Here is a 22,039-nt window from a genome sequence, read left to right as displayed (position 1 = left end):
AATTTATTAACTAAATTGATTAACAATGATCTGACATAGAAAACGCCGAGGACGCAGTGGTTGCGCCTCGGCGTTGATAGGCCAAGCCTAGCCGACCGAACCTTCCATTTCCATTTGGATCAAGCGGTTCAATTCGACAGCGTATTCCATGGGCAATTCGCGGGTGAATGGCTCCATAAAGCCCAACACAATCATCGAAAGTGCTTCAGCTTCGTCGAGACCACGGCTCATCAGATAGAACAATTGCTCTTCGCCGATTTTGCCGACGGTTGCTTCGTGGGCGACGGTTGCTGAATCTTCCTCGATCTCGATATAAGGAATCGTATCCGAGGCTGAGCGATTGTCGAGAATCAAGGCATCACAGACCACGTTGATTTTGGCATTGTGTGCACCGCGCATAACCTTGGCCAAACCACGATAGGTCGTGCGACCACCGTTCTTCGAGACTGATTTGTTGGTGATGCGACTGGTGGTGTCGGGAGCGCCGTGCACCATCTTGGCTCCAGCGTCTTGATGTTGGCCTTCGCCAGCATAAGCGACTGAGAGCACCTCGCCCTTTGCGCCGCGACCCATCATGTAGACCGCAGGATACTTCATGGTCAACTTCGAGCCAATGTTGCCATCGACCCATTCCATTGAAGCATCTTCGTAGGCTACGGCGCGTTTGGTTACCAAATTGAAGATATTATTGGCCCAGTTTTGAATCGTGGTATAGCGGCATTTGCCACCTTTTTTGATGATGATTTCCACAACCGCTGAGTGCAATGAGTTAGTGCTGTAGACTGGCGCGGTACAACCTTCGATATAGTGAACTTCTGCGCCTTCGTCAACGATAATCAAGGTGCGTTCGAACTGGCCCATGTTTTCAGCGTTGATGCGGAAATAGGCTTGCAATGGAATATCGACCTTGACACCCTTGGGTACATACACGAACGAGCCACCCGACCAAACTGCTGTGTTCAAGGCAGCAAATTTGTTATCGGCTGAAGGAATGATCGTGCCGAAATATTCCTTGAACAATTCTGGATACTCTTTCAAACCAGTATCGGTATCAAGAAAGATCACGCCCAGTTTTTCCCACTCTTCACGCAACGAGTGGTAAACAACTTCTGATTCGTATTGAGCGCCAACGCCAGCCAAGAACTTGCGTTCAGCTTCAGGAATACCCAATTTTTCAAAGGTATTCTTGATATTTTCTGGCACATCGTCCCAGCTATTTTCGGCGCGTTCGCCAGGCCGCACATAATAGTGAATATCTTGGAAATCCAACTCGACCAAGCGTGGGTTAGCCCATACGCCAGTGGTTGGCAATGGCTTCTTGTGGAAAATTTCCAGCGCCTTCAAGCGGCGTTGCAACATCCATTCAGGTTCGCCCTTCATTTCCGAGATCGTGCGCACAATATCGGCACTCAGACCTTTTGAAGATTTGAATGTGTAGTTCTCTTCGTCGCGAAAGCCGTACTTCGAGTAATCAAACTCGATCTCGTTTTGTGCAGGGTTGGACATGCCCTGAGCCTCCTATAGTGTGATCACGAATAAGTGATGAGATTACTTGATTCAGAATCTTGCAATTCTGTTTCTAAATGCTGCCATTCGTTAGCAGAAAATTCAGCTATTACCGTGGCAATTGATTGTTGATAGCGCTGCTCACGCAATCGTTCGAACAAGGCATAGGTTGCCCAGAAAGCGAATCCGACTCCAGCCAACTTAATCAATCGGATAATACTAATTAGTGCCGGATGTCGAACGGACTGGATCAAAGGCTATCCTCATCGTCGTCAACCAGATTGACTCCGTAGAGACCAGCTTTGAGCGTTTTGAGCGAGAGCAAGGCACACTTGAGCCGCACGGGTCCAATCGGTATCCCCAATAAATCGAGGATGGTTTGTTTATCAAAGGCTTTGGCCTCATCAACGCTTTTGCCAGCAAGTTCTTCGCTGAGCATCGAGGCTGAAGCTTGGCTGATCGCGCAGCCTTTGCCTTTAAATTTTACATCAACAATCCGCTCGTTTTCGACTAGCAAATAAATGCTGAGTTGATCGCCGCACAACGGGTTATGCTCGTGTTGCACAATCGTTGCTTGCTCGATCTCGCCGTAATTTCGCGGATGGCGATAATGATCTAATATATTTTCACGATATAAATCGTCCACAAGGCCTCACAGTTGGAAGGTATCGCGAGCCAAAACCAAGGCTTCGGCCAAACGATCAATTTCTTCCTCAAGCGTGTATAGGTAGAATGATGCGCGTACCGTTGCTGGCACGCCAAAAATATCGTGCAACGGATGGGTACAATGATGTCCAGCCCGCACTGCAATCCCTTGGGTATCGAGAATCGCTGCCACATCATGGGCATGCACGCCTGCGAGGGTAAAACTCAACAAGCCACCGCGCTCGGCAGCAGGTGGACCAAAAATGGTCAACCCATCGATGCCGCTAAGTTTATCCCAAGCGTAGTTGGTCAATTGGCGTTCGCGCTCGTGAATCGCCTGCATCCCAAGTTCATTCAAGAAGTCAATCGCCGCGCCAAGGCCAATCGCCTCGGCAATTGCTGGCGTACCTGCCTCGAATTTCCATGGGAGATCGTTCCAAGAGCTTTCGCGTAGCCCGACCCGTTTGATCATATCGCCACCACCCATAAACGGTGGCATCGCTTCAAGCAATTCGCGTCGCGCCCACAGCACCCCAATGCCAGTTGGTCCACACATTTTATGCCCCGAAAAGGCCAAGAAATCGCAGCCAAGCGCTTGAACATTGACAGGAATATGGGGCACGCTTTGCGCCCCATCCAGCAGCACCAAGGCTCCAACCTGTTTGGCAGCAGCAATCACACGTTCAACTGGATTGATCGTGCCCAACACATTCGACATGTGGGTCATGGCGACCAATTTGGTGCGTTCAGTCAATAGTTGATCAAGGTCACTGAGATCAAGTCGGCCTTGCGCATCAAGCTCGATAAAATCAAGCTCTAGGCCAATTTGGGCTGCTAGCAATTGCCATGGCACTAAATTGGAATGATGTTCGCTGACTGTGAGCAAAATTCGATCGCCCGCTTGCAAATTGGCTCGGCCCCAGCTTTGGGCAACCAAGTTAATCGCTTCGGTGGCGTTGCGAGTAAAAATAATTTCTTTGGTCGATTTCGCGCCGATAAAGCGGCCAATCGTGCGGCGCGTGCCTTCATAGGCTTCGGTGGCAGCTTCACTAATCTGATACACACCTCGATGAACATTCGCATTAATCGTGCGATAATAGCGATCCATCGCATCAAGCACTGCTAGCGGCTTTTGGGCAGTTGCGGTGCTATCCAAATAGGCTAGGCGATGGCCGTTAATCGATTGATCCAAGAGCGGAAATTGCTCGCGAATGGCCTGAATATCAAGGGTTGTTTGTACAGACATAACTCACCAATATCCGATTCCATAAAGGAGCCCACGAATTGTTTATTTGATCCACGAAGGACACGAAGAGCACGAAGAATAGGAACCGCGAAGGACGCGAAGATCGCTAAGTATCGTTACTCAAAATTAAGCGTTTCCATTCCAGTGTTGGCCGACTATGAAAATTCATTAAGATCCCTAGCGGTTTATGCGTCGCCTTGAGATAATTTAATAATTGAGCATGTTCAACCGATGTTAATCGTTGAATTGCCTTTATTTCAACAATAATCTGGTCGAAGCAAACCAAATCGGCAATATAGAGTTTATTTAAGATCGTTTGTTTATAGCGAATTGGCAATGGCTGTTGACGTATAAAAGGAATTTGACGTTGGGTCAATTCGAATTCAAGTGCCTCTTGATAGACAGCTTCTAGAAATCCGCTACCCAACTCACGATGTACGTCAATCGCCGCTCCAACTACTGCGAATGCTTCATCAGCTAACAATAAAGGCATAATTGTTTCTCCAAAATGAGTCAATGGATATCATTTAGATACCTTTGTTATTCATTTTTGGCGAATCAATTCTGATCTTATAACTTATCGATCTTAGCGTTCTTCGTGCTCTTCGTGGTTTCAATCTTATACATTGACTGAAACCACGAAGATTTTTGATGCTTAGACTTTTTCGGCGACGATGGTTTCGACCCGTTCGCGCACAGCTTCATCAGGAATCATATCGATGATTTCGCCGACAAAGCCCAACACGATCGTGCGCTTGGCTTCGGCAAACGGCAAACCACGCGATTGCAGATAGAACAACTGCTCTTCATCGATTTGGCCGCTAGTCGAGCCGTGGCCTGCCTTAACTTCATTGGCATCAATCTCCAAGCCTGGAATTGAATCCGAGCGTGAAGTTTTGCTCAAGTGCAAGGCATTTTCGCGCAAGTCGGAGTTGGTGCCTTGGCCCGTGGCAGGGATTTTGACCATGCCATCGAAAACGGCATAGGCTTCATCATCGACCACGGTTTTGAAGTTGATTTGGCCTTCGGTATTCAAGCCAATGTGATTGAGCTTGGGCGCAACCAGCAAGTTTTGCTTGCCATTACCATACAACAAGCCATTCCAATTGACGCTTGATCCGTTACCGCTCAAATTGGCTTCCAAGGTGACGTGCTGCACAGCGCTACCAACCACCACGTTTAGCCATTCGGCTTGGGCATCGCGGTTGATGCGAATTTGTTGACTGCCTAACACATAGACATTGCTGTTCAAGGTTTGCACGCTGCTGAAGCCAACTTGGCCACCATCGCCAACCTCAATTTCAGCACCCGTCAAGACCACTGCGCTGCCAGCAAAATCAGCTGAGCTAATTTCTTCGATCACGTTGATCGAGCTATGGCGTTCAGTGACGATTAATGTGCGGGGTGCGACAACCGTGCCAGGATTGCTGAGGTGATAGCGAATTCGCACCAATTCTTCAACCGCAACATCTTTGGCAACGTGGATGAAAATCCCGCCGTTGACCAAAGCATTATTGAGCGCTGAAAATGGATCGCGGCTGGTTTGGACGGCGCTACCAAGCACTCGTTGCACCAATTCGGCATGGCTTTGAATCGCTTCGGCTAAAGGCAGAATCGTCACGCCTTCCGCGCCAGCAAAATCAACTGAAACTTCGGCCTCAGCCAGCGTGTAATCGGCGATATTGAAGCCCTTCAAATTGGTTCGTCGCCAATCTGGTTGCTCAGCGGTTTCGAATGCTTCCCAAGCTTCGCGACGGCGGCTGGTCAGCCAGCTTGGCTCGTTGCGGCTGGCCAGCAAAGCCTCAAATTGTGCCAGATCAAAGGTAGATTGCAAATTAGCTGGCATTGCCGAACACTTCCTCTCGAATGAAATCGTAACCTTTTTCTTCGAGTTCTAAGGCCATGTCGGGGCCGCCTTCGCGCACAATTTGGCCGTTCATCAAAACATGCACATAATCGGGCTTGATGTAGTTGAGCAAGCGTTGGTAGTGGGTAATTACCAACACGCCTAATTCAGGCTTTTCAGCTTTAACTTTGTTGACCCCTTCGGCCACAATCTTCAAAGCGTCGATATCAAGGCCTGAGTCGGTTTCGTCCATGATCGAGATTGAAGGCTGCAACATGGCCATTTGCAAAATTTCAAGGCGTTTCTTTTCACCGCCCGAGAAACCTTCGTTCAAATAGCGGCGGGCAAAGTCAGGAGCCATTTCCAGCATATCCATGCGGGCTTTGATCACTTTGCGATATTCAGCCATTGGAATGGCGGTTGATTTGGGATCAACGCCTTCTTGAGCGCGATGGGCGTTCAAGGCTGCCCGCAAGAAGTTGGCAACAGTTACACCAGCAACCGCCACTGGATATTGGAAGGCCAAGAATAAGCCCAATTTTGAACGATCATTTGGTTCGAGATCAAGCACATCTTGGCCTTTGTACCAAACTTCGCCTTCGGTCACTTCATAGCGTGGGTGACCAGCGAGGGTGTATGCCAAGGTTGACTTGCCTGAGCCATTTGGCCCCATGATGGCGTGAATTTTGCCTTCTTCGATGGTGAGATTAATGCCTTTAAGAATTTCTTTGCCATCGACCGCAACGTGCAAGTTGCGAATGACCAAATTGTTGGCGCTCATGACACTCCTATTCAAGATTGCTATTCAACACAACAGCGTGGCATGCCCCCTGCATCGCCAGCCGCCAAAGAACTTAGTTATGCTTCTCGATCCCAATCTCATCGGCTTTGATCACAAAGTGACAGCCATTATGACCTTCGACCATACGTCGTTGAATTTCAACTTCATGGCCGAGCGCAGTTTCCATCATTTGGCGTTCCATGCTGCACAGGCTATCGTGAGTTTGGGCCACCTCAAAATAAGGGCAGGCATACTCACTCACCACCCATCCACCGCCAGGCGATTCGGCCACATTGATCGACATCCCTTTGCGGTTCATCGTGTAGACGAATTGCATCAAACGCTCACGCAAAGCCACATTGGCGGGATGATCGCCCGTGTAGAGCGTAGCCAAGCGTGTGCCCACCCGACTGAGCAACTGAGCCATACCTTCTGGGCCTTCGGTCGCCAAAATTTCTTCCAGCAACACATTCAAAAGCACATCGTAGCCCTTGGGAAAGAGCGATTGAGCCTTAGCAGTCAGAGTATAGCGGTAGGAAGGGCGGCCTGGTCCTTGGCGAATTTTGGTTGGTGCAATAAGACCTTGATTGGTGAGATGGGTTAGTTGCTCGCGCACCGCAGTTGTGCTCACAGCCAGCGCATCTTCCAATTCCTTGACAGTCGCTGAACCTTTACGCTGAATGTAGCTCAAAATATCGCCGGCGGGCGTTCCTTCTCGGATACCAAACACGGTCATAGATACCTCGCATTATGCCTTTGACCATACCGTCGCATGGTTATTGAGAATGATTATAAATCGATAATCATTTTCTGTCAATAAAATCGGAAAAAACCGCGTTTATTCTAGTATAGTACGATTTTGCGGTAAAAAGCGGCTATTTTAGGCGAATTTTCAAGCCATGCCAATTAAGCCAAGGCCTTTTTTAGCCTAAGCTCGCAGGAAATGCCAAAATGAGCAGTTGATTAAGCGGCTAATAATTCTTGATGCAGGCGTTGTAATTGCGCCAAAGTCCGTTGAGTGCGGGGGTGTTGTTCGCCAAAACGGGCGAGATCGCCTTGCAAACGAACTTCAACCGTTTGGAGATTGCGGCGGCGATTGAGCCAGCGTTGGTAATGGGCTGTGGCTTGGCGATACACCGCTTGAGCTTGGGCCAAAATCGCGTTGCCATACATCGCGCCCAGCAAGCACCACAAATGTTTATCGCTGGCCAAAGGGCGGGCATTGGCTGGATTGGTACGCCAGGCCTTGAGCAAACGAGTATTGGCATTGACCGCACTCCGAATTTGCTCAGCCTCGCTTGATGAATAGCGTTCAGCAAACCATTGCAATACTGCTTCAATTCCAGTTATTGGATGCATCGCAGACCTCCTAGCCAATGTTGGATTTGAGCATAGCAGCAAGTTGTGACAACAACTGTCACAAACTTTTGTCACAATCTCCATTCAGGGGTATAGTTGCGCTCAATCGAAGGTCACTGTTGAAAGGATTATGCTCATGGTTTGGTTGAGGGTCGCCCTAGTTGGGCTGTTGGTAGCGATCGTGCTGGGAAGCATACCCCAAGCCCAAGCTGCTGATCAAGGCTCTACAGAACATATTTTTGGTGAAGGTGAGGGTGATCCAGCAGGTGCATTTCAGGTTCTGCGGCTGCATCCTATCCCAACCTCAATGAATTTTGGCGATGCGGTGCGTGGGGTCGCCAGCGGCGATAGTTGGTTAGTTGGGGTTGGCCAAAAAACCTTTTTTTCGCTTGATGCAGGCAATCATTGGCAGCAACTCGATCCATTGACGCTGTTTCCTACGGCAGCAGGCGGCCTGTGTTGCCAACAAGCCTTTGCCTATGATTATGGCCGTGATCTCTTTATTTGGTTGTTGCAGTATGCACCCGATGCCCAGCGTGGGCTTGTGCGCATTGCCTACACCGATAGTGCTGGCTTGGCCGAACAAGCCTGGGAATGGTACGATGTGCCCGCCACCCAAGGTTTTACTTGGGTTGATCCCCAACTTGAACTCAGCGCTAATCAAATTTGGCTGGCAATGGAACGGCAGCCAATCGGCGGGGCCATTGATAGCACATGGGTCAGCCAGATTCAAACTGATACACTTGAAGACGATTTACCCTTTATTCGAAGTTACTCCTCAAGCACTGAGCGGGCTTGGCACTTGGTGCGGGGTGCTAAAGATATGATGTATTTTGCAACCCACATCAATCAAACTAGCCTGCGGGTTTACGCTTGGGATGAGAACCAGCCAATTCCAACCAGTAGCGATCTCAATGTTGCTGAGTGGACAGCTGGCGCACGCATTTGCCCAACCCCAGATCAGCGCAATTGGTGTAGTGATGATGATGGGCGAATCCGCGCAGGTTGGGTGGCCAAAGGCACTGTTGGTTTTATGTGGAATGCAGTTTCCAGCAATACGATTACCTTTCCCTATATTGATGCGGTGCGAATGTATGAACGTGATCTAAGTTTATTACCATTCAGTTTAGCGCGGCCATTTATTTTCAATGCCCAAAACGGCTTCTCGCTGCCGAGTGTGGCGGTCAATGGGCGTGATGATGTAGCGGTAAGCTTTTATCACAGCAGTACCAAACAATATCCGACGCTTTCGAGCAGCATTTTTGATGATTTTACTGCGCCACCGCCGGGCTGGGCTTATTACAACGTACAAGGGAGCAGCACCACACCAAGTCAACAGCACTGGGTTGGTCAACTCGACACCCAAGTATTCAGCCCAACGAACCTTGGCTGGAGCGTCACTGGTGCGCGTTTGAACGGCTGTGATGAGGCCCGTTGTTTACAACCATTCATTGCGATTTTCAGCCGCGAGCGGGATCGGCCAGCGATTGAGCGCTGGCTCAGCCCGGTGAGCTATGAACTTTTCACCCCATTTGTTCAAATGAACTAAACAACAAAAACCACTGGTTTTTCAACCAGTGGTTTGATTTGGTGCCACCTTCCGGGCTCGAACCGGAGACCCTACAATTTTCAGTCGTATGCTCTACCAACTGAGCTAAAGTGGCATTGGTGGGTGATGAGGGACTCGGCTACAATCCCTCATCTAGAGGAGATAAAACCTACCAGGCAGCAGGCATTTGTGCTACAGCAACCCGTAGCACATCTGGCTCGACCAAGAGATAGCGTTGGGTGGTTTCAATACTACGGTGGCCCATAAGTTCTTGGATATACCGTAAATTTGCACCACTCCGCATTAATTCAGTCGCAAACGTGTGACGCAGCTGGTGAGCACTCAACTCGACACCACGTTCCTTCAACCAGCGCCGAAACATCTTATCGTGATCGCGGGATACTGGAGCACCATCGCTCCGACCAGCAACCGCATACTCTGGATCTTTTATAGCAACACGACTAAGCTCTTTTGCCAATGCTGCATGAATGGGTAGCGAACGTGCTCGCCCGCCCTTTCCATCACGCACAACCAAGACGCGATTATCAAGATCGACATCGCGCCAGCGTAGGTCAATCACTTCCGACATACGCAACCCAGCAAATAACATCAATAAAATAACCCGTCTATTTCGCCGCCATTGCCATCGCTCATGAGTAGCCAAGTCAATCGGCTCTTCTAGGGCTGTCATCAAACGGCGAAGCTGTTGACGCGTCAATGCTTTTGGGGCTGTTTCTGGTAGCTTGGGCCATCGCATTCGCGCAGTCGGATCGTCTGCAATGTACTCTTCCTCGATAGCCCAAAGGCAAAACGAGCGAAGGGCCGTCAACGCACCATGGACGGTGCGAAGGGCCACTTCCTCACAACGGACTTCTTGAAACCTGCGAATGTCGCGTGGCTTCAGATCAACGATATCAAAATCATTCCCAGCGTGAACGAGGAAGCTGCGGAGATGGGCGATATAGCGTTGGATACCCCTTGGGCGTTGCCCACGTGAGCGCATAGAACGCTCATATGCAGGAAGTAGAGAGTGAATCGTAGGCATTAAACGCTCCTCACAAAATGTACACACCCTATATAAGGTGCAACCAATTTTCTCTTTTTGGAGCGCTAGATTACAGGACGATGACAACAACCCGCTACACACGGTAGCAGAAAGGTTGCAACTGTTATGCAATCTCACACTTTATCACCGGAACAACAACAGGATCTGGACGACCTAGTCTTTACCTTACAAATAGCCGAGCGCTCGTTACCAATGAATGCGAATAGCGTCCACGTGGAACGACTGCGCCGCATTCAATTGATGCTGGAATGTCACTTTCTCAATCCCCCCCCACCAGCACCACAACGAGAACCTATCAGCCTTTCCTCTCTCCTTGCGTGAGAGGTTGTTTTTGAGGGATGTATGACAACACAACCTACCTTTTTAGCAGCCCGCATTGCAATCAACGCATTGTTGCAATCAACAATCCCTGGTCAACAGGATTATGGTGAATGGGAAGCTGTTATTCAGAGTCTGATGCAGGCATTCGAAGCTGGTGGTGCAGACGGCGTTCGTGCGGCGCTGGAGACGGCAATCCGCGCCGATCATCGGATTGCTTCGCTCTTAATCGAGAGTGAGCCAACACCGGCGCTCCGCACCATGCCGCCGCTGCCGAACGAACTGACAAAGGTCATTCGACAGCAGGGCAAATGTGGCACATGGCTTGACACCTTCATTGACTATGCCAGCCAAGCTAGTCCAGTCACACCACCTATTTTTCACGAAGCCGCAGGTCTTTTCCTAGCAGCAACTGCGATCGCGCGACGGCTGTATCTCCAAATTGGTGAGACCTTCTACTATCCCAATGTCTATGCTTTGTTCGTTGCACCCCCTGGTCGCTATGCCAAATCGACGGCCATGAAAGTCGTCGAGCGGGTACTGCGGCGTGCGGGCCTTGGCCATTTGCTCTTACCCGACAAGAGCACGCCTCAGTCGCTGCTCCAGCAGTTTTCGACCGTCATTCCTGATAAGCTGGACAGCTACAGTGATTATGACCGTGAACAGTGGCTGCTCGCCCGCGCCCAAGCGGCCCAACGGGCATGGCTGCTCGATGAAGCCGGGTTCTTATTCAGTGACATGAAAAAAGAGTATATGGCCGAGCTGCTCTCGCTCTTACTCAAGCTATTTGATAACCCTGAATACTTGGCCCACGAAACGATCACCCATGGCCGAACAACGATTCGTGATGCCAGTCTCTCGTTCCTTGGCGCAACCACACCAAAGAATATTGAAGATCACCTCCGCAGCGAGAAACTGTGGGATGAAGGCCTATGGAGTCGCTTCGCCATTCTGATGCCAGATGCACCACCTCGTTATGCCGAGTTTCCCGACGAATTGGTGATGCCTGATGACCTCCTTGATGGTCTCAAGGATCTGGATACCCTGTTTCCCAAGCCCGAGGCCGAACTGGTAGACGATGTGCCTGAGGAAAATATCAAGCGCTTTGTGCGGATCTATAACGAACATCCCCCGAGTGCGATCCGACTCGCACCTGGTGTGATGGGATTGTGGAAACGCTATGACAAGGTGCTGCGGTTCGATCTCCCCAACAGCGGACTACCCGACACACTCTATGCCAGTTATGCCCGTTTCCCAGGGCATGCATTGCGCGTGGCCATGATTTTGGCCGCGATGGATTGCCCTGAATTGCCAGTAATCATGCAGCTCGATCACCTCAAACGCGCGATCGCGATTGTCGAGCGCTGGCGCAGCGATTTGCACCGTATTTGGAGCGATGGGATTCAGAGTGAAGAAACTAAGTTGGGCGATAAACTGCTGGACATTCTGAAAGATACCCTTTCAGGGTTGACGGTGCGTGATCTTTGCCGCAGAACCCACCAATCCAAAAAAGAGATTACCGAGGTCTTAGAGGTGTTACGACTTGCAGGCCAGGTTGATGTGCTGGATAGCAAAGCAGCCAATGGCCGATCAATTCAGGTATGGAGGTTCAGCGCATGAGAAGCGACACAACGTCACCGAACTGTCACCGATGGATTGTGACGCTAAAAAGCGCCTCTGAGAGCGGCTTTCTTAAGAAGAGTCACAGAGTCACAGGGGGACATGTCCAATTTAATATGAAACATGCACGCGATCATTAACCAGAGTCCTCAATAACGAGAATCATGTGACACTTGTGACATTGCGACGATTATCAGTTTTATCCCTTTGGAAAGACATAAATCACTACTTTAGACAGCATGACACTTCGGTGACGCTAGTGACGTTTCTTGTGGGAGGTTTCAATGATTGACCATCTTTCCGGCGATGATTTTCTTGCCTTGGTTGGCCAGCGTACTACCCTGCGCAAAGTAGCCGCAACCAATGGTGGTGAATGGGCCGGAGCCTGCCCCTTGTGTGGTGGCAAGGATCGGTTTCGTGTTCAACCACATGGCGATAGCGGTGGCCGCTGGTGGTGTCGTGGTTGTCGCATGGGCCAGCCATGGGCATCGGATATTGATTTTATTTTCCTGCGCGACCATGGCTTCATTCCAACCAAAGATCACCCTGATTGGCCTGTTTTGATTAAAGCGGCTTTTGAAGCACTCGGATTAACCATTACGCGATCAGCTAAGGAATCACGATCGGTTCCTGACCCTGAGCCACCGAGCGCCTGTGAGCCACCAGGCACACAATGGCAACAAATGGGCCTGAGTTTTCTCGGCTATTGCGTGGATATGTTGTGGAAAGATGCCGCTGCTGATTCAACGCCGCTGACCTATCTTCGCCAACGTGGCCTAAGTGATCATACAATCCGCACCGCAGCAATTGGCTATAACCCGAAACCGCTCAACCGTCCATTACACCGGTGGGGACTTGATGACCCGGATAAAGATGGCGTGTGGTTGCCTGCAGGGTATGTTATTCCTTGGTTTTGTGATGGGCAGCTCTGGAAGCTCTCAATTCGCCAAACCAATCCTCGTGATGAAGGCTTTAAGTATGTGACGGTAGCCGGAAGCAGTAATGTTCCCTATGGCATCGATACGCTGCGACCTGGGCAGCCAAGCATCTTTGTTGAAGGACCGATCGATGCCCTTGTGGCCCAACAAGCACTTGGCCAATTTGAACGACGAGGAACTCCACTCGCTGGGGTCGTGGCAGTTGGGACAACCCAAGGCCGTGCATTTCGATGGCTCGTGCAATACAGCTTGTGCCAACCACTCTTTATCGCGACTGATGCCGATGCCGCTGGAGATAAATCAGCTGCATTTTGGCTTGATATCTTCAAAGGCAAAGAAGTCTATCGCATGCGCCCTGACCCACACGATTTTGGAACCATGGTTGCACAGTGTGGCATAGATTTACGCGCGTGGATTGCTACCCATCTTGATCAATGGTGGATGGGTATTACACGAACCGATCTTCAATCAGCAGCATCATAAGGGGGGTTATGAACAAGCCTATTATTGTTCAGATCCGTATCATCGCCGATTCTCAAGAAGATGCCCAAACGGCGGTAACGCAGCTCCAGCAATCAGGCGTTGCTATCCAGTCTGCACGGCAAGGTCGTAAAGGGCAATGGTTAGCCTACGGAACAATTACCTTCCAGCCCAATCACTCTGCACCCCTTAAATTACCAATCGCTGACCAATCACAACAATAAAAAAGCCACCAGTATCTGCAATCAATGCATACACCAGCGGCCTGTGGGAAACCTTACTTAGGAGCATTATATGTCAATTACCGTTCATGGAGCAAATATCGGCCATGGCTTTGTTAAGTACACAATCAATGAGAATGGCGAAGAGCAGACAACTATTTTTCCAGCAATTGTTGCTCCAGCAGCAAGCAATGCAGAGGGAAGTCTCCACGATATTCCAACGGTAGAAGTTCATGGAACACTCTGGTGGACGGGTGAGCACGCATTATTAGCACCCTCGCCCCTCTCTCTTCGCTCACAACAACGACTCTACGACCGCCACATTATTCCAGCGCTTGTTAAAGGAGCACTTCAACGGCTTGGCCAACCAACTGGCGGCGCTTGTGTAACCGGGTTACCAGCAGCTTGGATAGGTGAGCGTGATCTCGCAGTTGCGCTTGCTGGGCGTTTACGTGACGCTGTGCCAAGTGGGTTCTTTCACGGTGCAACCCTCAAAACAGGAATTCGTGTGATTAGCGAGCCACTTGGGGCATTGTATGGCGTGTTACTCGATGAAACAGGGCGCATTCTCAATCTTGGATACGAGACAGGCCGCATTGGAGTCATTGATCTTGGTCATAACACCGTGGATGCCTGCATTGTCCAAGCCTTAAATGTTATTCCCGATAGTGCGATTAGCTTCGAGCTTGGGAGTGCTAATCCACTCCAGCAACTCCAAACGCGAATTAGCGGGCGTTATAACATCGATCTCACACTTCACGATGTTGATCAAGCAGTGCGCAAGGGCTATGTACGGGTAGCCGGCGAAGAACTCGATCTACCAACAGGTTGGGAACGCCCTTGGGAAGCAAATGGTCAGCAAGTTGCCGATGCGATGGTGCGTGCCTGGGGAAGTGGCGGAAAGCTCGATGCCATCATTATCGCAGGCGGTGGAGCTGAGTTGCCAATCCTTGTTCGTGCGCTCCAACAACGCTTTCGACAGGCTATTGTTGCCCCAAATCCACAAACAGCGATCGCACGCGGATACGCCCGCCGTGCGCGGCGCTATGAGGAGCTTGGCCAATGAGTTTTGAAGAACGCCTAACTACGCGAAGTTCCACCTTGCTAAGCAAAACCGTTAGGAGCCTTGGTAATGAATCCGCAGTGCTCCGCGCCCTCATCATTATTGGACTGCATGCCAGTGGCAAAGATATTCGTTTATTCGCTGCCGATATTATGGCAAGCCTTGCCCGAATCAATGATGAAGCAATTCGCAGCAAATTAATGGAATTACTTACTGGAAACGTTGAACAAGCGTTAGCCAATTGTTCAACTTCTGTTGAACAAAACCAGAGCACGCCAGACCCTATAACTGACGACCCCTACCTTGAATATGATGTATGAGGTTTTATGGGATCACCAAATACCGCCAAACAACGAATTGAAGTTATTCGACGGGTGCTAAACGATGTAGCCCAAGGATTAGAAGGAAATCGATTCACGTGGGGATCAGGGCAGCGGGAGCATTGGATTCCCCTTCTTGAACGAGTTGGGATGACCTTGCGCACCAAAACCCAAATTACAAAGATGGGTTATCGGCTTAAACGAGGAGCACAGCCTGTTGGCCGAGCTTACTATGACGCACCATTGCAGCGCTATGCCGATCTTTATCTCATCGAATACCAGTGTGTGACAGTTCAGTCAAACTCTGCCGCTGATGCACAAACAGAATCTCCACCGGATATCAATGAAACCAATACTTAATTAATAAGGATAAAGTGCCGCCGATGCACCACCATCGGCGGCGTGCATCACAGGAGAACACCAAAGTGATGCAGCGCTAGTATACCAAAGGAGAACACGATGACTACCGATGTGTTATTCGATCTACGCCGCCTCGACCCCAGTCGCAAACTCGTAAAGGGGATCGCCTGCACAATTGGTTGGGGCAATAGTATTGTGACCACCGTCTCAACAATGAGCGATTTTCAATATTGGCTCTGGGGCCAACGCGATCTCCGAGGAATCTTTGCAGGGCTTGGGCTAGCCTTCTTTCTCTTTGTGGGACAAATGTACACCTTACGGCGTTCAGGGTGGGGCTACGTAAGCTTTCTGGCTCCCGATGCCATTATTACCGCCTACAAATGGTGTGATTGGCTGTTTTATCAAATCGCATACAAGCTGAGCACAGGCATAACCGCACGATTGATAGCATGGGCGCTAGGATTAGCAATTGGAATTGTCTCTGCTCGGTGGCCCGAGTATTTGGCGTTTGGAGCTACATCAAAGGAGGAGCACGATGGATATTAACTCCCCTTGGCTTTATCCAACAATATTTCTTTTTGCCTGTAGTTTTGTAGGTACATTTCTCTGGTGGCATGCACGAACTCCTCCAGCAAAACGACGACCAGCACTCTCGATACCAGGTCAATCGAGTGGGCAAACAAAACCTGTGACAGTAACACCAATCGCAAAATCATCAACCAAAGGTGTTGTTGCTTCATCTATCGACGATCAGCCATCAATCTATATGTGGCCTGCACTGCTGGAGCTGCTCGGGAAGCGACCACATATTGGGATTGCCGGACCATCACGACAAGGAAAATCGATACTTAGTATGGCTTTGACCTACTTACGTTCGATTGATGGACACCAGCTGGTGATTCTCAACTCGCATGCCCGACCAAATGACTATGGTGGGTTGTCACAAGTTCAGGCGTATGGCGAGATTAACCATGTCATGAAGATACTTCTTGAGGAACTCCAAGCACGCAAGGAAGCTGCTTCAAAAGGGGTAATTGAGTTTGATCCTATTACGATCGTACTCGAAGAAGCACCTGATGTGATGAGTAAGGTGCATGGCGAAGATGGATCATCGGCAAAACCCAAAGTACCAATTGCTCGGCGCTTTGTTGGTGAAATGCTTCGCCAAGCTGCCAAATACCGAATGCATCTTATCGTCGTAACCCAAACCACATTGGTCAATCCGTTAGGAATTGAGGGTGATAGTGAAGCACTCGATAATCTCTTATGGGTAGCAATCGGCGATCGGGCTGTAGAGAAAATGAAAGCATCTTCGTCACTATCATGGCCAGCAGCCGTTGAGTGGAATAGTAAATGGTTTTGGTGTGATCGTGAGCCTGCCTATGCATTGTCACTTCAGCCAATTAATCAGAGTGTTGTATGGCAGTACCCTAGTACCCAAGAGCAAAAAGAGAACAATTCAAGCGTGGGAACCGAGGGAACCAGCGAAACTACCGCGATTGAGGGAACCAGTATCGAGGATATTGTCGCGATTACCAAATTGCTCCTTGAGCAGAAAAGTGGCAACGAAATTATTGACACTTTAGGCGGTAAACGCAAGCGCCGTCAAGAACAAATCCGCCAGATTAAACAACTGATTGAACAATCCGACATCTCATGATTATTTTCATTATCATTGAAAATAATCAAATACTATCGAATATAGGAATTCATCTATTACAAAAACGCCGTTGGCAGATGCGTTATTTGCTAATGGCGTTTCTTTTGCTCGCACCATCTTTTCCCTCGGCGTATATGTTCACATCGTGTTCAAATCGTATTCATTTCGCATTCAGACGGCCTACAAATCGCCAAGCAAAAAATAGCGCATTAGAATCGCCTAAATTGGTCATTTGGTCGTGCCGACATTCTTTAACCGGCTGCGCAGCTACCATTATGATTATGAGGAGATAGTTGTATGGTATTTTCAACACCCATTGGCTTGAATCCCATCGAAATGCAGATCCTCGTGCTCGTTGCTCGGCTTGGCCGATTACTCTCGCGTCACCTACGCACAGCCTGGGGGCATCCGTTTACCGTGACGATTCAAACGGTCAATCGCACGTTGGTCAAACTGGTTGATGCGAAATTACTGACCTACTGCGAACACTTTCAATCGCATGGCTATGATCCGCGTGGTGCAATCGGCTGGACGCGCCATGGCCGCCTATATAGTCTCACGCCGCTCGGCTGGGAGATCGTCAAACAGGCCTTACCCATGCTTGAAGAAGGCAGTGAGCGACTTGCACCCACGATGTTTAATCCGCAGCACCAGGCTGAACATCAAATTGAGTATGCCGAGGTTATCACCAGTTTGATTCAATCGCTACCATATGTGCCTGGTATTGTCGGCATGAGCAGTTATATTGAGATGGACTTAGGCCCAACCGCACGGCCACGCGCTGATGGGATTGTCGTGGTGCGCCGCTGGGCTGATGCGACGAAGCCCGATTGCGAGCGCTCGTCGTTGTATCCGTGGCTTGGGATTGGCCAACAACAGGGGCAGATCGATCAACTTTATGCGATCGAGATTGATCGGGGAACTGAGGAGCTGAGTATTATCACGGGCAAAGCCCACTCCTATGGAGAGTTGTATCGCTCGAAGTATTGGGAAGGTCGCTATCAATGGCCGCTGATTGCCTTTACCGTGCCGAGCGAACGTCGCAAACGGGCAGTGCTCGATGCATGGGAAATCGGCTGGCCCGGGAGCCAATTGCTGATCGCCACGATTGATGATGTGCGTGAGTCAGGTATTCTCACGCCGATCTGGACAGCCCAGTATACAAAACATGGCCAACGCATTCAGCAGCCGCATCGCTTTTTAAGGGCAGGGTGGTTTGAGGCAAAGATATAGAATATTTGTTTCAAAATAGCACTTGACAGGAATAAAAAATAACGCTACCATTGAAATATAGGTTTATCACCTATTCCATTTGACGGATCGTACCGCAAATATTGTGTATGATCACGTCTTTACAATTAGATTTTATATCTAATAAAGCCTGTAAAGATTTAGTGAAAATCTTTGCGGGTTTTTTTGTATCTAAAATCAGAAAAGGAGTCATTATGTAATCTATAAATTACTCACACTTGTAAATTTCGTAATCTAATAAGGAGCCGTATATGACTAGCCACGAACTAAACCTAAGTGTTTAGCTTAAATAATCATCAAAAGGAATTCATATGAAAAAACGATCGAAAAAGTACAAGCAACGGCATGAACCTAAAAGAAGAAAAAACCTTAGTGCTGCAAACACCAAGGTTTTAAAGTCGGATGGTACCACTGCGAAATTTAGTCCTGTCGCAGATCAACAAGGGATTTTCACCAAATCCAATACTACAGTATATCAGCAAAACAAACTTAAGGAGTTTGCTTTGAAGGTTAGTTATAAACTAGCATACTTGTTAATAGAAAGGCAAGTATTGAAAGAGATATCTAAAATCGATCTGCAAAAACACTGGGAAGATCTGGTGGATGTTATGTCAGATTTGATTTAAAAGAGATAGCTAAGCGTAAACGAAATTTACGCTTAGCTATTTATTAGCGTCAATGTTAAACCGTGCATAGCGACAGAATAATAGCTCTTTAGAAATTAATAACGAGGTATCTATGTGGATTCCAAAAACTGAAGCAGAATTGCAACAAGCCATTGACCAAGGTATTGAAGAGTCGGCAACCTTTGATGCGAAACAGCAAATTGCGAGCAAATCTGTAGAGATCGCCAAAGATTTTGCTGCTATGGCGAATGATGGTGGTGTGATTATTTACGGTATTGGCGAAGAGAATGGTCAATTAAAAATCCTTACTCCAATCGATTTAGACGGCGTTCCAGAAAAACTGGCTCAAATAGCAATGTACAGTCTGCAACCACCGCTCAAAATTCATATATCTGCTTTTTCCGCAGAAGCAGATCCGCTGAAGGGATATATCGTTGTGATAATTCCATCATCGCCCTTTGCGCCGCATCAGGTTACGGTTAAACAAGAGAATCGATTTTATGGACGGAGTTCGCGGGGTAACATTCCATTAAACGAAGGTGATATTGCACGTCTCTATCAGCGTCGTCTTGCTGGAGAAACAAGTGCGAGAGAGATCATTAAGGATGCTGTAAAGATACTCGACATTCCTCCTCATCCAGATTATGGAAGAATGTATATTGCTATCAAACCAACCCAAGGATTTACCCAAGTGTTTTCAGGTATTCCTCGTTTTAATGATGCAGATTGGAATAGATCTTTTTATGAACTGGTAGCCAAAGCTCATCAGGCCTACAATTTCAACATAGGTTTTAATCCATCTTTTATTGATGGAGTACAAAATGATAAACGTATCATTGAAGGCTGGAAATTTCGTGCTTATAGAGGTTCTGATCCAGCTAAAAATCATGATATATTAGCCTCTAATATATCAGTCAATGTTCATCATGATGGTTCAATATATATATGCTGTGGGAGAATTTCGGAGAAAGGAGAGGATTGGTTTTTCCTCTTCGAGGCGGGTATAGCTAAAATATTGGTTCAAACTTTATGGATAGCAAATCACTTATATCAACAAGCGGGATATATAGGGAATCTCAATATCGGTTTACGTATCGAAGGAATTCAGGGAAGTAAGGTATTTCGTGGACAAAGCTATGATTCTCCTATAATGGAAAGAGATTCATTTGAAACAATAGCCCAGCATAGTGCTTTAGTTGTACAAAGTAATATTCTTGGAATTGCAGAGGAACTCATCAAACCATTTCTTATTGAAGCAACCCAAGGAACATATAATCCTTTCGAAAAGGATATCACTTTAAAGTCCTAAATTTAAACACGACAGCTACCTTATTGATAAGATAGCTGTCGTGTTTATTTAATCGCGAATAGCAGACTTCGCCACCACCATCTCCAGCAATGGCAGCGGCTCCTCCGAAACGAGCTATACCGCCGCTATATCACAACTTATGTCATATCAAGTTCTCGAGTGCGTAGTAATGAAATCACTGATTGCAAATTTTCAATAATCAGCATTAAATTTATAAATAAACCCGCTTGTTATGAGAATGTATGACTGCTATACATTATAGGGTTTATAGCCCAAAAGATAAGTTTTCTCCTGCTGAATAAGTCTCTGCGCGTTTAAGAACCTCATGAGTTAATGGTAACCGAAGCCGTTCTCCTTGGAGAATAGATTCAACACTCACTAATTGAATTCGATCAAATGGATTACTCATATAGGGATTTTGATACGTTCCTGCGGCTTTTGCTTCATGACTCATTGGTTTTGTAGGTGGTTCAAGAGTAATCAAGATACCCGCCGCAGCATCCTCTCTTGCAATAACACCATGTAAATCGCGAACCATTGATACATTCAAGTTATGACCTGATTTAACAGAAAATACAATAGGTCTCTGATTATTCATCGATTCTTGAACAAAAGCTTTACCATCAATACCATGATCAGCTCCTTTTTTATCATTAATGACTGCTCTATTATTAGAAAATGTAAGAACTGCCCATTTCTCAAACTCTTTACGAGTGCGATCGTCTTTTTTATTCGCTAATGCCCTAGCTCCATCCATGTCTCGCGGCACACCAGAAAGCTGAATATTTGTAACGGACTGTGTTCCAAATGAGTCTTCTAAACGTCGTAAAATTAATCCTATACTTTGATATGTAATATCAATTCCAATCCATTTCCGTTCTAATCGTTGGGCAACATTAATAGTAGTACCACATCCACAATAAGCATCAAAAATACAATCACCTTCATTGCTAAATGTTCCAATAATGCGTTCCAGAAGGCGTTCAGGTTTCTGCGTAGGATATCCTAATCGCTCACTATCTCCTCTATTTAAGGTTTCAATATCTATCCACCAATCTTCAGCAATTTTCCCATCATCAAGAAAATAACGATATACTTTTCCTGATTTTTTATCAGTTTTTTCTTGATATAGTCTCCCATCAGCCGTAGAACGTACTTTCATATGACTGTTTGGTTTGCGGGGAATGATAGCACCTTGTCTATTAAATGTGTGGGTATCATCATTTGACTTTGTATAAAAAAGTATAACATCATGTTTTTCTGCAAATCGTTTGCTTGATTTCCCACCAATTGAATAACACCAAATAATCTCATTCTGAAATTCGCCACCTTGAGAAACAAATATAGTATCAAGAATAAGTTTCAGATAGTGACTTGCCGTAGGATCACAATGGAGAAAGAATGTTCCTGATGGTTTTAATACTCGATGAATTTCTGCGATACGAAGGGTCATATTTACTAAATAGGCAAGCATACTGCCTTTTCTTAGTACCTTTAGGAGTCCATTAATTAATTCTATACACTGTGATGGATATAAACCATGAGTATTATCAAAGATTTGGGCTAACCCGCTATTTGAATGATCATCCCATTTCCAAGTATCGATAAATGCTTGAGCTTGAGCCTTATCTTCTTGGCCAAAATTATTATAGATTTGATTGTAGGTTCTTTTAGAGTTGAATGGAGGATCGATATAACAGAGGTCAACCGTCTCATCGCGAATTTTTCTACGTAGTACGTCAAGATTGTCTCCATAATAAAGTGAATTACTCATAACATCCTCACTTCTTATACTATGGATTATAGTAATTTAAGTTATTATGAAATAATCTTGCATTACCGACTATCCCCTAATGGGTCTACCTATGTACTATT

The 22,039-nt window shown here is 47.5% G+C and carries 22 protein-coding genes and 1 tRNA gene; 12 read left to right on the top strand and 11 right to left on the bottom strand.

Annotated elements, in window-relative coordinates:
- Positions 1-87: 87 nt before the first annotated feature.
- From sufB to LCH85_08535, 8 genes are all read right to left on the bottom strand, one after another.
- On the bottom strand, positions 88-1,506 hold the full coding sequence (gene sufB / locus LCH85_08570) for a Fe-S cluster assembly protein SufB (GenBank protein ID MCA0352037.1): 1,419 nt from the start codon (positions 1,504-1,506) through the stop codon (positions 88-90).
- A gap of 250 nt (positions 1,507-1,756) precedes the next feature.
- Positions 1,757-2,152, bottom strand: coding sequence for an SUF system NifU family Fe-S cluster assembly protein (locus tag LCH85_08565; GenBank protein ID MCA0352036.1), 396 nt, complete (start codon positions 2,150-2,152; stop codon positions 1,757-1,759).
- A 6-nt stretch (positions 2,153-2,158) separates the two neighbouring features.
- The gene (locus LCH85_08560; GenBank protein ID MCA0352035.1) at positions 2,159-3,397 is read right to left on the bottom strand and encodes a cysteine desulfurase; all 1,239 of its coding nucleotides are present in this window, start codon (positions 3,395-3,397) and stop codon (positions 2,159-2,161) included.
- A gap of 106 nt (positions 3,398-3,503) precedes the next feature.
- Complete coding sequence (locus LCH85_08555) at positions 3,504-3,890, bottom strand: GxxExxY protein (protein MCA0352034.1); 387 nt, start codon at positions 3,888-3,890, stop codon at positions 3,504-3,506.
- Positions 3,891-4,052: 162 nt separating this feature from the next.
- Positions 4,053-5,243, bottom strand: a complete 1,191-nt coding sequence (sufD, locus tag LCH85_08550) for a Fe-S cluster assembly protein SufD (protein MCA0352033.1) — start codon at positions 5,241-5,243, stop codon at positions 4,053-4,055.
- Positions 5,233-6,024 carry a Fe-S cluster assembly ATPase SufC gene (gene sufC, locus LCH85_08545; protein ID MCA0352032.1) on the bottom strand — a complete coding sequence of 264 codons (792 nt, stop codon included), beginning with the start codon at positions 6,022-6,024 and terminating at the stop codon, positions 5,233-5,235. Before sufC ends, sufD begins: the two co-directional genes overlap by 11 nt.
- Before the next feature lie 73 nt (positions 6,025-6,097).
- A complete protein-coding gene (locus LCH85_08540) occupies positions 6,098-6,760 on the bottom strand; it encodes a DeoR family transcriptional regulator (protein ID MCA0352031.1) in 663 nt (220 codons plus the stop codon).
- Between the two features lie 227 nt (positions 6,761-6,987).
- Positions 6,988-7,383, bottom strand: coding sequence for a hypothetical protein (locus tag LCH85_08535; GenBank protein MCA0352030.1), 396 nt, complete (start codon positions 7,381-7,383; stop codon positions 6,988-6,990).
- 136 nt (positions 7,384-7,519) lie between these two features.
- Here LCH85_08535 and LCH85_08530 point away from each other — a divergent pair, with 136 nt between their 5' ends.
- On the top strand, positions 7,520-8,932 hold the full coding sequence (locus LCH85_08530) for a hypothetical protein (GenBank protein MCA0352029.1): 1,413 nt from the start codon (positions 7,520-7,522) through the stop codon (positions 8,930-8,932).
- 39 nt (positions 8,933-8,971) lie between these two features.
- Here the strand turns inward: LCH85_08530 and LCH85_08525 are convergent.
- Both LCH85_08525 and LCH85_08520 read right to left on the bottom strand, forming a co-directional pair.
- A tRNA-Phe gene (locus LCH85_08525) sits at positions 8,972-9,047 on the bottom strand.
- A 54-nt stretch (positions 9,048-9,101) separates the two neighbouring features.
- Positions 9,102-9,977: a tyrosine-type recombinase/integrase gene (locus LCH85_08520; protein MCA0352028.1), complete on the bottom strand. Its 876-nt coding sequence runs from the start codon at positions 9,975-9,977 to the stop codon at positions 9,102-9,104.
- A 363-nt stretch (positions 9,978-10,340) separates the two neighbouring features.
- Between LCH85_08520 and LCH85_08515 the strand changes: the two genes are divergently transcribed.
- The 11 genes from LCH85_08515 (at position 10,341) to LCH85_08465 (ending at position 20,164) form a co-directional block, all read left to right on the top strand.
- Positions 10,341-11,936, top strand: coding sequence for a DUF3987 domain-containing protein (locus LCH85_08515; protein ID MCA0352027.1), 1,596 nt, complete (start codon positions 10,341-10,343; stop codon positions 11,934-11,936).
- A gap of 284 nt (positions 11,937-12,220) precedes the next feature.
- Positions 12,221-13,357, top strand: a complete 1,137-nt coding sequence (locus tag LCH85_08510) for a toprim domain-containing protein (protein MCA0352026.1) — start codon at positions 12,221-12,223, stop codon at positions 13,355-13,357.
- An 8-nt stretch (positions 13,358-13,365) separates the two neighbouring features.
- Positions 13,366-13,578, top strand: a complete 213-nt coding sequence (locus LCH85_08505; GenBank protein ID MCA0352025.1) for a hypothetical protein — start codon at positions 13,366-13,368, stop codon at positions 13,576-13,578.
- Positions 13,579-13,648: 70 nt separating this feature from the next.
- A complete protein-coding gene (locus LCH85_08500) occupies positions 13,649-14,641 on the top strand; it encodes a ParM/StbA family protein (protein ID MCA0352024.1) in 993 nt (330 codons plus the stop codon).
- The gene (locus LCH85_08495) at positions 14,638-14,958 is read left to right on the top strand and encodes a hypothetical protein (GenBank protein ID MCA0352023.1); all 321 of its coding nucleotides are present in this window, start codon (positions 14,638-14,640) and stop codon (positions 14,956-14,958) included. Before LCH85_08500 ends, LCH85_08495 begins: the two co-directional genes overlap by 4 nt.
- Positions 14,959-14,964: 6 nt before the next feature.
- Complete coding sequence (locus LCH85_08490; GenBank protein ID MCA0352022.1) at positions 14,965-15,318, top strand: hypothetical protein; 354 nt, start codon at positions 14,965-14,967, stop codon at positions 15,316-15,318.
- Between the two features lie 99 nt (positions 15,319-15,417).
- Positions 15,418-15,864 carry a hypothetical protein gene (locus LCH85_08485; GenBank protein MCA0352021.1) on the top strand — a complete coding sequence of 149 codons (447 nt, stop codon included), beginning with the start codon at positions 15,418-15,420 and terminating at the stop codon, positions 15,862-15,864.
- The gene (locus tag LCH85_08480; protein MCA0352020.1) at positions 15,854-16,978 is read left to right on the top strand and encodes a hypothetical protein; all 1,125 of its coding nucleotides are present in this window, start codon (positions 15,854-15,856) and stop codon (positions 16,976-16,978) included. Before LCH85_08485 ends, LCH85_08480 begins: the two co-directional genes overlap by 11 nt.
- Positions 16,979-17,275: 297 nt before the next feature.
- A complete protein-coding gene (locus tag LCH85_08475) occupies positions 17,276-18,211 on the top strand; it encodes a replication-relaxation family protein (GenBank protein MCA0352019.1) in 936 nt (311 codons plus the stop codon).
- Between the two features lie 329 nt (positions 18,212-18,540).
- Entirely contained in the window at positions 18,541-18,855 is a 315-nt protein-coding gene (locus tag LCH85_08470; protein ID MCA0352018.1) for a hypothetical protein, read from the top strand.
- A 112-nt stretch (positions 18,856-18,967) separates the two neighbouring features.
- A complete protein-coding gene (locus LCH85_08465; GenBank protein ID MCA0352017.1) occupies positions 18,968-20,164 on the top strand; it encodes an ATP-binding protein in 1,197 nt (398 codons plus the stop codon).
- Positions 20,165-20,429: 265 nt separating this feature from the next.
- Here LCH85_08465 and LCH85_08460 read toward each other — a convergent pair whose 3' ends face one another.
- Positions 20,430-21,938 (bottom strand): restriction endonuclease, encoded by a 1,509-nt coding sequence (locus LCH85_08460; protein MCA0352016.1) that lies wholly within the window; start codon positions 21,936-21,938, stop codon positions 20,430-20,432.
- Between the last annotated feature and the right edge of the window lie 101 nt (positions 21,939-22,039).

The organism is Chloroflexota bacterium, from assembly GCA_020161265.1.
GTDB lineage: Bacteria > Chloroflexota > Chloroflexia > Chloroflexales > Herpetosiphonaceae > Herpetosiphon.
Note: the sequence above shows the minus strand (reverse complement) of the source record. Positions and strands in the feature narration are given on the sequence as shown.